This window comes from Thauera aromatica K172 (genome assembly GCF_003030465.1).
GTDB classification, from domain to species: Bacteria; Pseudomonadota; Gammaproteobacteria; order Burkholderiales; family Rhodocyclaceae; genus Thauera; species Thauera aromatica.
Window position 1 is genome coordinate 263,026 of sequence record NZ_CP028339.1, and the last position, 14,931, is coordinate 277,956.

Consider the following 14,931-nt stretch of genomic DNA (forward strand, 5'->3'; position numbering starts at 1 on the left):
CCGCTGACTTGGCCGCGCCGGGAGTGCGGGAATTTCCGCCAGACCCTGCCGAAAATCGACCATGTCCTTCGACAACACGATCTCCCTGCAAACGCTGATCGACGAGGTGATGCCTCAGCTTGCAGCGGCGGAAACGCTGCTGCACAACACCCTGCGCTCGATCCTCGCCGTTACCCGCGATCCCGCCCAGCGTGCCCGCTGCGAGCAGCAGCAAGAGGCGCTCGACCTGGAGCTGTTCCGCATCCGTCTCAACTTCGACAGCCTGCTCCGGCGCCATGCCGGGGCCGTGGCGGCAATGGCCGGTGGCGGTGCCCGCGATGCCGGCCCGGTGCTGCAGCTGGATTCTGCCGAGGCCGAAGCGGTGCGCAGCGCCCGCCGGTTGTGCGAAAAGATCAAGGCGCTGTGAGCGGGCACACCCGACCCCCGATGACCCCCGCCGAGGCGCAGCGCGTGCGCGCCGATTTCGCTAGCTGAACGGCGTCGGGCTCAGGCCGGCATCCACCTGAGGAGCTTTTCGAGGCGCTGCGGTTCTTGCTGCAGATCGCTGAGGGTGTATTTGCCGAGCACGGCGAGGAAGGCTTCCTGCGCCTCGAGCATGATGTGGTTCAGCCGGCATGACGGCAGGATCCGGCAGGTCGGCTCGTGGCAGTTGATCGGGGTCAGCGTTTCCTCGACGGCTTCGACGACGCTGCGCAGGTTGATTTTGCTTGCCGGGCGGTTGAGGCGGATTCCGCCGCCCTTGCCGCGGATCGTTTCGACATAACCCAGCCGCGCCAGGTGATTCACGATCTTGACCAGGTTGTTGCGGGGGATGTCGAAATGCTCCGACACGATGGAAATCGTGACGAGTTCGGCCGGCTTCTGCAGTCCGAGAAAAATCAGCGTGCGAAACGCGTAGTCGGTGTATCGGGTCAGCTGCATCGCGCTCTCTCGGCAGGTCTCAGGGGCTGGTGTCGCCCCGGTTTCCGCTCCTGGCGGTTCGGCTCATGGGCCGGGTAGCCGGAGTCGCGCGCAAGCGTACCACGGGCGCTGAAATAGGTGTATTTCGGACCCACCTTTATGCCGCACGCAGGGCGCGCCGGCTCCGCCTTTGTTGCACCGCCCCCCGCCGGCCGAGTGGATCGACGAGGGGGCGGGCGCGGCTCAGAGCAGTGCTGGCAACTGCTGCAGCAGGGCTGCGCCATTGCTCAGATGGACTCCGGTAACGACGTAGCCGACCAGTTCGCCGTCGCCGTTGTGCGCCTTGCCGGTGAGGCCGCTTTCATCGCCCTCGACGGTCCAGCTGAGGCCGTCCGTGACCGTGCGGCCGCCGACCTGGATCGGCAGGGCCGGCGTTTTGACGACGGTCGGCATTGCCGGCAGGCATAGCGGGGTAGGCTCGCCGGCAAGCGTTTTTGCGAGCGCCTGGGCGGACAGCGCCAGCGGCTGCATGAAGGGCAGCACGAGCCCCTCGATTTCGGCGCAGTCGCCCAGGGCGTAGATGTGCTCGGCGCTGCTTCTCAGATACGAGTCGACCTGGATGCCCCGGTTGATCCTGAGCCCGGCCGCGCCTGCAAGCGCCGTGCGGGGACGCAGGCCTGCGGCGGCGATGACGGTGTCGATCTCGACGGTCGTCCCGTCCGAGAGTTGCGCCGTGATTGCGCCGCCGCTCGAGTCGAGGGCGGTGACGCGGTGGCCGAGGTGGAGGCGGCAACCTTTCTGCGCCAGCGTCGCTTCGAGGTGCCGGCTGACGAATTCGGGCAACAGCTTGGCGAGCGAGTGCGGCGAAGAGTCGGTCAGCCAGACCTGCTGCCCGCCTTCGGCGAGATCCAGTGCGATCTCGGTGCCGACCAGGCCGGCGCCGATGACCAGCACGCGCTCTCCGGCGCTGACGTGGCGCAGGTAGTTTTCGTAATCGGCGAGGTTGTTGAGGGTGATCATCCGATCGGTGGCGTTGCCTTCGAGCGGAGGAATCCAGGGGTTGGCGCCGAGGGCCAGGACGAGATCGCGGTAGGGCAGCGTTTCAGCTCCGATCCGTACCGTTTTCCGCTGCTGGTCGATCGCGTCCACCCGGGTATGGGGCCGGATCGTGATGCCGAACTCATGGGCCAGCTGTGCCGCCGTGCGCTCGACGAAGTCGGCGGCGCCGAGCTTGCGGCTGAAGCCATGGACCAGCTGCGGTTTGGAATAGTCGGCGCCGTCGTCGGCGGTGACGACGACCACCGGCGTGTGCGGATCGAGGGCGCGGAACGCGCGCACCAGCTGGTAGGTCGCGCTGCCGCCGCCGACGATCACGACGGGGGCGGAGTGCGCTGCCGCGGCGGTGGTCGCGCCGGCGCCGTTGGGCATGCGGTGCAGCGGTTCGAACACGGATTTGCCGAGGAAGCACTCCGGGCAGAGGAAGGTGTCGGGAAGGTCGGACCACGGGGTGCCGGCGGCGATGCCTTGCGCCGGGCTGCCTTGTGCGGGGTCGTAGGTCCAGCCGCAGACCCGGCAGCGCATCGCGCTCGCGCTCTGCGGCAGGGTATTCCTGACTGCGGCGGCGGCAGGTTTCGGGGCGGGGCGTGCCGGTGCCGGCTGCGTCGCGGCCGCTGTCCGCTCGATGACATTCGCCGGCTCCGCGCCGCCGCGCCATTCCTGCGCGATGCGCTGGCCGAAGGCGACGCAGTCGGCGAGGGCGTCCTCGGTCGGCTTCCACAGGGCCTTGATGCCGCTGGCGACATTGAAGCCGGCCTCTTCGAGGCGCTCGCCGATGCGGTCGACGGCGCCGCCGTTCCAGCCGTGGCTGCCGAACGGGGAGGCGTATTTGCCGCGGAAGCGCAGCCCGCGCATTTCCTCGAGCAGCGCCGCCACTTGCGGGAGCATGCCGTTATTGACGGTGGGCGAGCCGATCAGCACGCCTTTCGACTTGAACACCTGAGTCAGGACGTCGTTCTTGTCGGAAAGGGCGAGGTTGAACATCTTGACTTCGACCGTCGGGTCGGCGGCGCGGATGCCGCGGGTGATCGCTTCCGCCATGTGGCGGGTGCCGTTCCACATCGTGTCGTACACCAGGGTGATCTGGTTTTCCTGGTAATCGTCGGCCCACGCCAGGTATTGCTCGACGATCTGCGCCGGATTGTCGCGCCAGATGACGCCGTGGGCCGGGCAGATCATGTCGAGCGGCAGGTTGAACGACAGCACTTCCTTGATTTTTGCCGTCACCAGCGGGCTGAACGGCGTCAGGATATTGGCATAATATTTGAGGCACTCGGCGCGCAGCTCGTCCTGGTCCACGAGGTCGTTGTACATCTTTTCGCTGGCGTAGTGCTGGCCGAACGCGTCGTTGCTGAACAGCACCGCGTCCCCGCTCAGATACGTCAGCATGCTGTCCGGCCAGTGCAGCATCGGTGCTTCGACGAATACCAGCTGCTTGCCGTTGCCGAGGTCGAGCGTGTCGCCGGTCTTGACGATGCGGAAGTTCCAGTCCTTGTGGAAGTGCCCTTTGAGCGATTTGACGCCATTCTCGGTGCAATAGATCGGGGTGTCGGGAATTCTTGCCAGCAATGCCGGCAGCGCACCGCTGTGGTCGATCTCGGCGTGGTTGGCGATGATGTAGTCGATCCGGTGGAGATCGATTTCCTTTTCGAGGTTGTCGACGAACTCCTGGGCGTAGAGGCTCCAGACGGTATCGATCAGTGCGACTTTTTCCTCGCGCACGAGGTAGCTGTTATAGCTCGAGCCTTTGTGCGTCGAGTATTCCGCGCCGTGAAACTCACGCAGCTCCCAATCGAGCTTGCCGACCCAGGTAATGTTGTTTTTGACCACGAAAGACATTCCATGCTCCTTATCCGGTGAGGACTCTTGCAGGGCCTTTCGCGGCACAAGAGTCTAGTACATGTATATAAGATGAAACTTTTATGGCTGTTCTGTGCAGCTTTCCTGCTTTGTCGCGAAACATCGCGCCAAATGGATGGGGTTGGAACGAAGCCTGGAAACCCGCCTAAACCCTGTAAACAGTGCATTATCGGTCGATTGTGGCGATCGTGTGCACGCCTTGATGCAAGGGATGAGTCAGTCGGTAACTAGCAGGTAGCCCGGAATCGATGGTTGAAGGCTAACAGAAGATGCATTTAAAAAGCAACAATAAAATGTTCGATGCTCAACTGTTTGAATGAAAGCGCTGTCCGGTCGCCCTGCCGGAATGTGCTGGCGGTGCCGAAGCCTCTGCGCCGGGTGCGGCTCCGCCGCCGCGGCATCCATGCTTTTTACGTATCCGCGGCGGAGAAGATGGCGTGCTCTGCGACGTATCGTGACAGATGGTCGCGGAACGCCGCGGCGGCAGGCGAGAGCGAGCGGCCGTTGCGGGTGAAGATGTAGAAGCGGCGGAAGACTTCCGGGGCAACGAGCGGGCGCATCCTCAGGCCATACAGGCGGACGAGCGAAGCGGCATAGGGAATGCAGATCGTCGCCCCGAGCCCGACCGAAACCATGCTCAGTGCGGTCGACATGAAGGTCACGGTGGCGTTGGGGTTGAGATCGAGCTCGCGCATCGCGTTGTGAAGATCGGTCGACAGGCGCTCGGTGAACTGGCCCTGCAGGGTGATCAGCGGGTAGCTGGCGAGTTCGGCCCAGCGCACCGACGCGGCGTTCGCCAGCGGGTGGTCGCGGTGAAAAACCGCATGGAAGGGCAACTCGAAGAGCAGCGCCGCGTCGATGTCGGAATTCGGGTCCCGCTCGGGGCCGACGCCCAGGTCCACCTCTCCCGAAAAGACCCGTGAAGTCACGCTCTCGACCGCGCAGTCGATGAGCCGGATGGTGATGTCCGGACAGTCGCGCGCAAACGCAGCGATCACGTCCGGCAGCAGCGTGCACGCCATCAACTGGGGGGCCGCGATGCGCACCACGCCCCGTTTCAGCGCCTTGATGTTTGCAACTTCGTCGAGGGCACCGTCGAGGTCGACGAGGATCTTCTCGATGAGCGGATGGATCCCGCGGCCGACCTCCGACAGCTGGATCCGCCGTGTGCTGCGATCGAACAGGCGAACGCCCAGGACCTGCTCCAGTTCCTTGATCAGCCCGCTGAGGGCCGACTGTGTGATGTAGAGGCTCTCGGCGGCGAGGGTGAAGCTCCCGGTCCGGGTGACGGCAAGGAAGGCACGGAGCTGCCGCAGCGTTACATTCATTGGCTTATCCGATAAGTAAATATGAAAAAGTCGTTTGAATGATAAAACCGTTTCGACTTTAATGGAGTCGTGACTTATGCGGCAATAAACGCAACCTCCCCTTGCCGAGGGGACGTTTACAGAGAGAGGAGACTGCAATGACCCCGATCGTGAAAAAGATCCACCACGTGGCCTACCGCTGCACCGACGCGCTCGAGACCGCGCGCTGGTACGAAAAGCATCTCGGCATGAAGCTGGTGCTGTCGATCGCCGAGGACGCCGTGCCTTCCACCGGCGAGCCCGATCCCTACATGCACATCTTCCTCGACGCCGGCATGGGCAACGTCCTCGCTTTCTTCGAGCTGCCCACCTGCGCGCCGATGGGGCGCGACCAGAACACCCCGGTGTGGACCCAGCACCTGGCGCTGCAGGTCGAGTCGGTGGAAGTGATGATGGCGGCCAAGACCCGCCTCGAGGCCGAAGGCATCGAAGTCGTCGGTCCCACCGACCACGCCCTGTTCCAGTCGATCTACTTCTACGACCCCAACGGCCACCGCCTCGAGCTCGCCGCCAACACCGCCTCGCCGAAGATGTACGAGGCCCTCGACCAGGTGAAGTGGGCGATGCTGGAAGAGTGGGCGCAGACGAAGAAGGCGCCCAAGCATGCCGCCTGGATGCACGACGGCAGCTACAAGGAGATGTTCAAGTGAAGCTTGCCACCCTCAAGCACGGCGGCCGCGACGGCACCCTGGTCGTCGTCAGCCGCGACCTCACCCGCTGCCGCGCGGTGCCGGCGATCGCACGCACGCTGCAGGCCGCGCTCGACGACTGGGCGGCGTGCGAGCCGCAGCTGCGCCAGGTGTACGAGGCAGTCAACAGCGGCGCGGTCAACACCCAGCCCTTCGACCAGGCCGCCTGCGCCTCGCCCCTGCCGCGCGCCTACCAGTGGGCTGACGGCTCGGCCTACCTCAACCACGTCGAACTGGTGCGCCGCGCGCGCAACGCCGAAGTGCCGGCGAGCTTCTACACCGACCCGCTGATGTACCAGGGCGGCTCGGACAGCTTCATCGGCCCGCGCGATGCGGTGGTGGCCGCCGAGGCCTGGGGCATCGACTTCGAGGCCGAAGTCACCGTGGTCACCGGCGACGTGGCGCTGGGGGCGAGCCCGGAAGAGGCGGCGCAGGCGATCCGGCTGGTGATGCTGGTGAACGACGTCAGCCTGCGCAACCTGATTCCGGCCGAGCTGGCGAAGGGCTTCGGCTTCTTCCAGAGCAAGCCCGCTTCGGCCTTCAGCCCGGTGGCGGTGACGCCCGACGAGCTCGGCGCGGCGTGGAAGGACGCCAAGGTGCACCTGCCGCTGGTGGTGCATCTGAACGACAAGCTGTTCGGCAAGCCCAACGCCGGCGTGGACATGAGCTTCGACTTTGGCCGGCTGGTCGCCCACGTGGCCAAGACGCGCGAACTCGAGGCCGGCTCGATCATCGGTTCGGGGACGGTATCGAACAAGCAGGGCGACCTGTGGGGCTCGTCGATCGAGCACGGCGGGGTCGGCTACTGCTGTCTGGCGGAGCTGCGCACCTACGAGACGATCGAGCAGGGCGAGCCGGCGACCCCGTTCATGCGTGACGGCGATACCGTGCGCATCGAGATGTTCGATCGCGAGGGCCGCAGCGTGTTCGGCACGATCGAGAACCGGGTGGCGGCGCTCGGGGGCTGAGGCAATGAAGCTCTACACCTACTTCCGCAGCTCGGCCGCCTACCGCGTGCGGATCGCCCTCCACCTCAAGGGGCTGGAGTACGAGGCGGTCCCGGTCCACCTGACACGCGACGGCGGGGAACAACGTCGGCCCGAGTATCTGGCGCTGAATCCGGCTGGCCTGGTGCCCGCGCTGGAGGATGCGGGGCGGGTGCTGACGCAGTCGCTCGCGATCATCGAGTATCTGGACGAGATCCATCCGCAGGCGCCGCTGTTGCCCGCGCAGGCGCTCGACCGGGCGCGCGTGCGCGAGATCGCCCAGATGATCGGCTGCGACATCCACCCGATCAACAACCTGCGGGTGCTGCAGTACCTCGGGCGGGAGTTCGCTGCCACCGAAGCGCAGCGCAATGCGTGGTACCGGCATTGGGTGGAGCTCGGCCTCGCCACGGTCGAGGCCCGCCTCGCCGGCGACGGGCACAGCGGGGCGTTCTGCCATGGCGACCGCCCCGGCCTGGCCGACTGCTGCCTGGTGCCCCAGGTGTTCAACGCCCGGCGTTTCGACTGCGACCTCTCGGCGATGCCGACGGTGCGCGCAATCGCCGCCCGGTGCGAGGAACTGGAGGCGTTCCGGCGCGCGGCGCCGGCGGCGCAGCCCGATGCTGAGTGAGGCCTGGTCGGGTGGTCCGGTAACGGCCGCGTCCGGCGCGCGCGGGAAGGCGCGCCTCGAATCGGATTCGCATACGAATGAGTTCCATGAATGATGACTGATCAAGCTCTCTGGACCCCCTCTGCCGAGCGCGTGGCGAACGCCACCGTCACCGCCTTCCGCCTCGCGGCCGAGCAGCGCTGGGGCGTGTCCCTGCCTGACTACGATGCGCTGTACGCGTGGTCGGTGGCGCAGCCCGGGCAGTTCTGGGTCAGCGTGTGGGACGGCGAGGGCGGCAGCGGCGGCGTCATCGGTGCGCGCGGCGAGCGCGTGCTGGTCGACGCCGATCGCATGCCCGGGGCGCAGTGGTTCCCCGACGCGCGGCTGAACTTCGCGCAGAACCTGCTGCGCGCGCGCGACGACCAGGATGCGATCGTGTTCTGGGGCGAGGACCGGGTGCACAACCGCCTCACCCGCGCCGAACTGTACCGGGCGGTCGCCCACTTCGCCGCCGCCCTGCGCGCCCAGGGCGTGGTCGCCGGTGACCGGGTCGCGGCCTACATGCCGAACCTGCCCGAGACGGTGATCGCGATGCTCGCGGCGGCGAGCATCGGCGCGGTGTTCACTTCGGCTTCGCCCGACTTCGGCGTGCAGGGCGTGCTCGACCGCTTCGGCCAGACCGCGCCCAAGGTGCTGCTCGCCTGCGACGGCTACTACTACAACGGCAAGACCGTCGATGTGCTCGGCAAGCTGGGCGAGATCGTCGGCGGGCTGCCCTCGGTCGAGCGCGTCGTCGTCGTCCCTTACGTGCACCACGACCACGATCTGTCGCACGTGCCGCACGCACGCATGTACGCGGATTTCATCGCCCCGTTCCGCCTCGTCGACGACCTCGAGTTCGCCGCGCTGCCCTTCGACCACCCGCTCTACATCATGTACTCCTCGGGCACCACCGGCGTGCCCAAGTGCATCGTGCACGGCGCCGGCGGCACCTTGCTGCAGCACCTCAAGGAGCACCGCCTCCATGCCGACGTCCAGCCCGGCGACCGCGTCTTCTACTTCACCACCTGCGGCTGGATGATGTGGAACTGGCTGGTGTCCGCGCTCGCCGCCGAAGCCACCGTGCTGCTCTACGACGGCTCGCCCTTCGCCGCCGCCAACCGGATCCTGTTCGACTACGCCGATTCGGAGCGCATGACCCATTTCGGCACCTCGGCGAAGTTCCTCGACGCCGCGGCGAAATTTGGCCTGAAACCCCGGGAAAGCCACCGCCTCGACACCGTGCGCGTGTTGCTGAGCACCGGCAGCCCGCTGGTCGCCGAAGGCTTCGACTACGTCTATCGCGAGATCAAGGCCGACCTGCAGCTGTCGTCGATCTCGGGCGGCACCGACATCGTCTCCTGCTTCGTCCTCGGCTCCCCGGTGCGGCCGGTGTGGCGCGGCGAGATCCAGTGCCGCGGCCTGGGGATGGCGGTCGAGGTGTGGGACGAGGACGGCCGCCCGCTGCGTGGCGAGAAGGGCGAGCTGGTGTGCACGCGGCCGTTCCCGGCGATGCCGGTCGGCTTCTGGAACGACCCCGACGGCAGCAAGTACCGCGCCGCCTACTTCGAGCGCTTTCCCGGGGTGTGGTGCCATGGGGACTTCTGCGAGCTCACTGCGCACGGCGGCGTGGTGATCTACGGGCGCTCGGACGCGACCCTCAACCCGGGCGGGGTGCGGATCGGCACTGCCGAGATCTACCGCCAGGTCGAGCAGCTTGCCGAAGTGGTCGAATCCCTGGTGATCGGCCAGGACTGGCCGCCGCAGAACCCCAGCGACGTGCGCGTGGTGCTGTTCGTCAAGCTGCGCGAAGGCCTGGTGCTCGACGAAGCGCTCGTCGAGCGCATCCGGCGCACCATCCGCGAGCACACCACGCCGCGCCACGTGCCGGCGAAAGTGCTGCAGGTGGCGGACATTCCGCGCACCAAGAGCGGCAAGATCGTCGAACTGGCGGTGCGCAACGTGGTGCACGGCCGTCCGGTGAAGAACCAGGAAGCGCTCGCCAACCCCGAGGCGCTGGTGCACTTCCGCGACCGTGCCGAGCTGCACTCCTGAATGATCGGGGTGGATTGCCAACGCTTCGGGATGATTTGTTTCCTATAACTGAACCTGTCAGGAAGAGACGTCGTGACGATCGAGAACTCAACTCAAGCGCAGCCGACCCGGGGCGGATGCCCTGTCCGTCATTCCGAGGGCGCGTGTCCGGCGTCCGCGCTGGCCGCCGCCTTCGACCCCTTCGAGGGACCGTACCAGGTCGATCCGGCCGAAGCGCTGCGCTGGTCGCGCGATCAGCTGCCGGTTTTCTACAGTCCCAAACTCGGCTACTGGATCGTCAGCCGCTATGACGACATAAAGTCCGTGTTCCGTGACAACGTGCTGTATTCACCGCGCAATGCGCTGGAAAAGATCACCCCGGCGACGCCGGAGGCGATGAAGGTGCTGGCAAGCTACGGCTATGCGATGAACCGGACGCTGGTCAACGAGGACGAGCCCGCCCACATGGAGCGCCGCCGCGTCCTGCTCGACCACTTCCTGCCCGAGAACCTCGAGGCCAAGCAGGAGATGGTCCGGCGCCTGACACGGGAGAAGATCGACGGCTTCATCGACCGCGGCCGCGTCGACCTGGTCGAGGAAATGCTGTACGAAGTTCCGCTGACGATCGCGCTCCACTTTCTCGGCGTCCCCGAGGACGAGATCGAGCGCATGCGCAGCTTCGCGGTCGCACATGCGGTCAACACCTGGGGGCGGCCGACGCCGGAGCAGCAGGTCGAGGTCGCCCATGCGGTGGGCCGTTTCTGGCAATACGCCGGCGAAGTGATCGAAAAGATGCGCGCCGATCCGGACGGTGAGGGCTGGATGCACTACACCATCCGCAAGAACGCCGAGATTCCCGAGATCGTCACCGACAGCTATGTCCATTCGATGATGATGGCGATCATCGTCGCGGCGCACGAGACCACTTCGCTGGCCTCGACCAACATGTTCAAGACGCTGCTGACCCATCGTGACGCCTGGGAGGATGTCTGCGCCGATCCGTCGCTGATCCCCAACGCGGTCGAGGAATGCCTGCGCTACGCCGGCTCGATGGTCGCCTGGCGGCGCGAAACCACCGCTGCCGCGCAGCTGGGCGGCGTCGAGCTGCCCGCAGGGGCGAAGCTGCTGATCGTCCAGGCCTCGGGCAATCAGGACGAGCGCCACTTCGAAGACGGCGACCGGTTCGATATCTACCGCGACAACGCGGTCGAGCATCTGACTTTCGGCTATGGCAGCCACCAGTGCCTGGGCAAGAACATCGGCCGCCTGGAGATGCGCATCTTCCTCGAAGAGATGAGCCGCCGCCTGCCCCACCTCCGCCTCGCCGAGCAGGAGTTCACCTACCTGCCGAATACGTCGTTCCGCGGCCCCAACAACCTGTGGGTGGAATGGGACCCCGAGCACAATCCCGAGCGTGCCAACCCGGCGCTGCGCCGCGGAAGCGTCCATTTTCCCGTCGGCGCGCCGCTGCGCAAGGAGATCGCACGCAAGGTCCGGGTGAGCGCGGTCCGGCAGGAGGCTGGCGGTGTGCTCGGGCTGACCCTGGAAGATGTCAGGGGGCGTCCGCTGCCGCGCTGGAGCGCCGGAGCGCATGGCGAACTCTGCCTGGGCGAGTATGAGCGCAAGTATTCGCTGTGCGGGCGGCCCGACGCGCCCGGCTACGACGTCGCGATCCTTCTCGAAGAGCAGGGACGCGGCGGTTCCCGTCATATCCATGAAGTCGTGCGCCCGGGTACGGAACTGAAGTTGCGGGGGCCGAACAACTTGTTCCGTCTCGATGAAAGCGCCCGCAGCTACGTGCTGATTGCGGGCGGAATCGGGATTACGCCGATCCTGGCGATGGCGGACCGGCTGAAAATGCTCGGACGCGATTACGTGATCCATTACGCCGGTCGATCGCGCGCCTCGATGGCATTCCTCGCCCGGCTCGAATCCGATCACGGCGGCCGTGTCCGGATCTATTCAAAACAAGAGGGTGAGCGCGCCGATCTGCCCGCCATCGTCGATTCATTGGCCGAAGGCGCGCAGATCTATGCCTGCGGGCCGGCGCGGATGATCCGTGCGCTGGAAGACCTTTGCGCCGAATTGCCCGGCAATACGCTCCATTTCGAACATTTCTCCGCGCAAGGTTCCGGCCTCGATCCGGAAAAGGAGAGCGCCTTCGAGGTGGAATTGATGGATTCCGGCCTGACCGTAGCGGTTGCCGCCGATACGACGCTGCTCGAAGCGATCCGGGCGGTCGGCATCGACCTCGCCAGCGATTGCTGCGAGGGGCTGTGCGGAAGCTGCGAGGTGAGCGTGCTGGAGGGCGAGATCGATCACCGCGATCTGGTCCTGACCCGTGCCGAGCGGGCTGAAAACCGGCGCATGATGGCGTGTTGTTCCCGCGCCAAGAGTGGAGGGCGGATCAAGCTGGCGCTGTGATCCCGCGAGTCGTAGCACAGAAGTTCAAACAGGAGAGACAAAATGAAATCGAAGCGTAATGCACTCATCGGTGCCGCACTGTCGGCGGTGATGGCGCTGGGCATCGCCAGCGACGCCGAAGCCCGGACCAAGTTGAAGCTCAGCCACTATCTGCCTTCGGTGCACGGCATCCATACCGATTTCATCGTGCCGTGGACCAAGCAGGTCGCGGAGTGCTCCGGCGGCGAAGTCGAGTTCGAGGTGTTTCCGGCCGGTACCCAGCTGGGGAACGTCGCCCGCCAGCAGGAGCAGGTCGTTGCCGGCGTGGTCGATATCGCCCACGGCCTGCACGGCATTCCGCGCGGCCGCTTTCCGCGGACCTCGCTGATCGACATGCCCTTCCTCACCGATGACGCCGGCGCCGCGACGCATGCGCTGTGGCAGCTGCTGCCCGGGGTATTGGCCGAAGAGTACAAGGGGCTGAAGGTCCTGGCGCTCCATGCGCATAACGGCGGCCTGCTCCACACCCGCGGGAAGAAGGTCGAGACCATGGAGGACATGAAGGGGCTGCGCATCCGCACGCCGAGCCCGGCGGTTTCGGACATGCTGTCTTTCCTCGGTGCGACGCCGCAGGGTCTGCCGCCCGGCGAAGTCTACGAGAACCTCCAGCGCGGTGTACTGGACGGCACCGTATTCCCCTGGGATCCGGTCAAGTCCTTCGGCCTGAACGAGGTGCTGAGTAACCACCTCGATCTCGGCGCCTACACCGTGTCGTTCTTCTTCGTCATGAACGAGCGTTCGTATGCGCGGCTCAGCCCCAAGGCGCGCGCCTGCATCGACCAGTACTCCGGGGACGCGCTGGTCGCCAAGTTCGACGCCTGGTGGGACGCCTGGGACAAGCCGGGCCGCGACGAAGCGGTTGCCGCCGGCCATGTGATCACCGAGCTGTCGGATGCCGAACGTGAGCGCTGGCGCAAGGCGCTGCAGCCGATGATCGATGCCTACGTCCAGAAAGTGAAGAACGAAGGCGTGGCCAATGCGGAGGAGATCTACCGGCTGATGCAGGAAAAGATCGCTGCGTACAAGGCGGCGAAGTAACCAGGGCCTTGAAGCCCTGGCCCGGACCGGCCCGCGTGGCAGCCATGCCAGGGCCGGTCACTCACCTCTGATAGGAGACAAACCGGTGACTCGAGTGCATAGCCTCGCACGTTCCCTCGTGTCGGCCCTGGCCGCCTTGGGCGTCGCCGCATACGGCGGTGCCGCGCTGGTGACGGTGGCCGATGTGATTGGACGGAACTTCGACCTGCCCGTGCAAGGGGTGGTCGATCTGGTGCAGCTGCTCGTCGTCACCGGCGCCTGGCTGGTGATGCCATTCGCGTTCATGAGCGGCGCCCATGTCGGCGTGGACTTCGTGGTCAAGGCCCTGCCGGGCGCGCTCAGGGTTCCACTGCAGCTTGGCGCTGCGGGGGTCGCGTTGGCGCTGGTGGGCTTGATGCTTTGGTACGGCTTCGAGACCTTCGACGTCCGCTCGGCTTACGGCGACCGCTCGCAGCAGCTCGGCATTCCGGTGGCGTGGTACTGGTATCCGCTGCTCGTGGGGCTCACCCTGTCGCTGCTCGGGGTTGTGCTGGAGGTGCTTGCCACCTTACCGAAGGGGACCGGCAATGAGTGATGGATTTCTCGGCTTCGCAGGTTTCGTCGCCGCGCTTGGATTGATCGCGCTCGGCATGCCGGTCGCCGTCGCCATGGGAATCATCGGCGTACTCGGCTACTGGTGGCTGAACGGCTGGGCGGGCACCGCCTATATCCTCGGTTCGAGCCCCTTCGAGTCGATCTTTCCTTATTCCTTCAGCGTCATTCCGCTGTTCGTGATGATGGGTGTCTTTGCCTCCCATGCAGGTTTGTCGCGCTCGCTGTTCAACGCGATCAACAGCTTCGTCGGCCATCGACGGGGCGGGCTGGCGGTGACTACGGTCGGCGCCTGCGCCTTTTTCGGGGCGATCTGCGGCAGCTCGCTGGCCACGGTGGCGACCATCGGCCGGGTCGCATTGCCCGAGATGAAACGCGCCGGTTACGACGACTCCCTGGCCACGGCCACGGTTGCCGCCGGCGGCACGCTGGGCGTGCTCATTCCGCCGTCGGTATTGCTGGTGATCTACGGCCTGCTGACGCAGAGTTCGATCGGGCAGCTGTTCATTGCCGCGCTGATTCCGGGAATCCTCGGTGCGGTTCTGTATGCGCTCGCGATCGTGGTCCGGGTGAGGCAGCGTCCCGATCTCGCCCCGTCCTCGCCACGCACGGGGTGGACCGACCGCATCCGTTATCTCGGGCAGATCTGGCCGGTGGTGGTGCTGTTCGTGACGGTGATCGGGGGCATCTATGTGGGGCTGTTCACGCCGACCGAAGCGGCTGCCGTGGGTGCGGTCGGCGCGTTCCTGCTGGCTCTGAGCTCGGGCAAGCTGAGCGCTCGGGCACTGCGTGAGTCGGTCGCCGAGACGGCTGCCTTGACCGGGATGATCTTCTTCATCCTGATCGGCGCGGCGCTGTTCAATTTCTTTCTCGAGAACACCGGGCTGCCCCAGTTTCTGATCGGCCAGATCGAGGCCTCCGGCCTCAGCCCGCTGGCCGTGATGGTGCTGATCCTGGTCTTTTACCTGATCCTGGGCTGCTTCATGGACTCCATGTCGATGATCCTGCTGACCGTGCCGCTGCTGGCGCCGGTCGCGCTGCAACTCGATTACAGCCTGATCTGGTTCGGGATCGTGGTCGTCACGGTGGCCGAGATCGGTCTGATCACCCCGCCGATCGGCATGAACCTTTTCGTCGTCCAGGCGGCGACGCGCGGCGTATCGTCCGGGACGGTGGTGCGTGGGATCCTGCCCTTCATCGTCGCGGACCTGTTGCGGCTGGTGCTGCTGCTCGCTTTCCCGGTCCTGGTCCTGTGGTTGCCGGGGGCAATGTCGTGAGCGGGCGATTGCGGTCGGATG

General features: G+C 65.9%; 12 protein-coding genes. 9 read left to right on the forward strand and 3 right to left on the reverse strand.

What is annotated here, in order from left to right:
* The first annotated feature begins 61 nt into the window (after positions 1 to 61).
* Positions 62 to 406 (forward strand): hypothetical protein, encoded by a 345-nt coding sequence (locus Tharo_RS01180; protein ID WP_107219632.1) that lies wholly within the window; start codon positions 62 to 64, stop codon positions 404 to 406.
* Between the two features lie 80 nt (positions 407 to 486).
* Here Tharo_RS01180 and Tharo_RS01185 read toward each other — a convergent pair whose 3' ends face one another.
* The 3 genes from Tharo_RS01185 to Tharo_RS01195 all read right to left on the reverse strand — a co-directional run bounded on the left by Tharo_RS01185 (position 487) and on the right by Tharo_RS01195 (position 5,144).
* Entirely contained in the window at positions 487 to 921 is a 435-nt protein-coding gene (locus Tharo_RS01185; RefSeq protein ID WP_107219633.1) for an Rrf2 family transcriptional regulator, read from the reverse strand.
* Positions 922 to 1,143: 222 nt separating this feature from the next.
* Entirely contained in the window at positions 1,144 to 3,795 is a 2,652-nt protein-coding gene (norV, locus tag Tharo_RS18040; protein WP_107219634.1) for an anaerobic nitric oxide reductase flavorubredoxin, read from the reverse strand.
* A 431-nt stretch (positions 3,796 to 4,226) separates the two neighbouring features.
* The gene (locus tag Tharo_RS01195) at positions 4,227 to 5,144 is read right to left on the reverse strand and encodes a LysR family transcriptional regulator (RefSeq protein ID WP_107219635.1); all 918 of its coding nucleotides are present in this window, start codon (positions 5,142 to 5,144) and stop codon (positions 4,227 to 4,229) included.
* Between the two features lie 137 nt (positions 5,145 to 5,281).
* Between Tharo_RS01195 and Tharo_RS01200 the strand changes: the two genes are divergently transcribed.
* From Tharo_RS01200 to Tharo_RS01235, 8 genes are all read left to right on the forward strand, one after another.
* Positions 5,282 to 5,833, forward strand: a complete 552-nt coding sequence (locus tag Tharo_RS01200) for a VOC family protein (protein ID WP_107219636.1) — start codon at positions 5,282 to 5,284, stop codon at positions 5,831 to 5,833.
* Positions 5,830 to 6,840, forward strand: a complete 1,011-nt coding sequence (locus Tharo_RS01205; protein WP_107219637.1) for a fumarylacetoacetate hydrolase family protein — start codon at positions 5,830 to 5,832, stop codon at positions 6,838 to 6,840. Before Tharo_RS01200 ends, Tharo_RS01205 begins: the two co-directional genes overlap by 4 nt.
* 4 nt (positions 6,841 to 6,844) lie before the next feature.
* Positions 6,845 to 7,489, forward strand: coding sequence for a maleylacetoacetate isomerase (maiA, locus tag Tharo_RS01210; RefSeq protein WP_107219638.1), 645 nt, complete (start codon positions 6,845 to 6,847; stop codon positions 7,487 to 7,489).
* Between the two features lie 93 nt (positions 7,490 to 7,582).
* The gene (locus Tharo_RS01215) at positions 7,583 to 9,562 is read left to right on the forward strand and encodes an acetoacetate--CoA ligase (RefSeq protein ID WP_107222269.1); all 1,980 of its coding nucleotides are present in this window, start codon (positions 7,583 to 7,585) and stop codon (positions 9,560 to 9,562) included.
* 72 nt (positions 9,563 to 9,634) lie between these two features.
* Positions 9,635 to 11,965 carry a cytochrome P450/oxidoreductase gene (locus Tharo_RS01220; protein WP_107219639.1) on the forward strand — a complete coding sequence of 777 codons (2,331 nt, stop codon included), beginning with the start codon at positions 9,635 to 9,637 and terminating at the stop codon, positions 11,963 to 11,965.
* A 42-nt stretch (positions 11,966 to 12,007) separates the two neighbouring features.
* Entirely contained in the window at positions 12,008 to 13,042 is a 1,035-nt protein-coding gene (locus Tharo_RS01225) for a TRAP transporter substrate-binding protein (protein WP_107219640.1), read from the forward strand.
* Between the two features lie 85 nt (positions 13,043 to 13,127).
* The gene (locus Tharo_RS01230) at positions 13,128 to 13,616 is read left to right on the forward strand and encodes a TRAP transporter small permease (protein ID WP_107219641.1); all 489 of its coding nucleotides are present in this window, start codon (positions 13,128 to 13,130) and stop codon (positions 13,614 to 13,616) included.
* Entirely contained in the window at positions 13,609 to 14,910 is a 1,302-nt protein-coding gene (locus Tharo_RS01235) for a TRAP transporter large permease (protein ID WP_107219642.1), read from the forward strand. The genes Tharo_RS01230 and Tharo_RS01235 overlap by 8 nt, the downstream gene beginning before the upstream one ends.
* The last annotated feature ends 21 nt before the right edge of the window (positions 14,911 to 14,931 follow it).

Coding starts and splice junctions, on each gene's coding strand:
- Tharo_RS01180 (WP_107219632.1), top strand. CDS start 62: ATGTCCTTCGACAACACGATCTCCCTGCAAACGCTGATCGACGAGGTG.
- Tharo_RS01185 (WP_107219633.1), bottom strand. CDS start 921: ATGCAGCTGACCCGATACACCGACTACGCGTTTCGCACGCTGATTTTT.
- norV (WP_107219634.1), bottom strand. CDS start 3,795: ATGTCTTTCGTGGTCAAAAACAACATTACCTGGGTCGGCAAGCTCGAT.
- Tharo_RS01195 (WP_107219635.1), bottom strand. CDS start 5,144: ATGAATGTAACGCTGCGGCAGCTCCGTGCCTTCCTTGCCGTCACCCGG.
- Tharo_RS01200 (WP_107219636.1), top strand. CDS start 5,282: ATGACCCCGATCGTGAAAAAGATCCACCACGTGGCCTACCGCTGCACC.
- maiA (WP_107219638.1), top strand. CDS start 6,845: ATGAAGCTCTACACCTACTTCCGCAGCTCGGCCGCCTACCGCGTGCGG.
- Tharo_RS01215 (WP_107222269.1), top strand. CDS start 7,583: ATGACTGATCAAGCTCTCTGGACCCCCTCTGCCGAGCGCGTGGCGAAC.
- Tharo_RS01225 (WP_107219640.1), top strand. CDS start 12,008: ATGAAATCGAAGCGTAATGCACTCATCGGTGCCGCACTGTCGGCGGTG.
- Tharo_RS01235 (WP_107219642.1), top strand. CDS start 13,609: ATGAGTGATGGATTTCTCGGCTTCGCAGGTTTCGTCGCCGCGCTTGGA.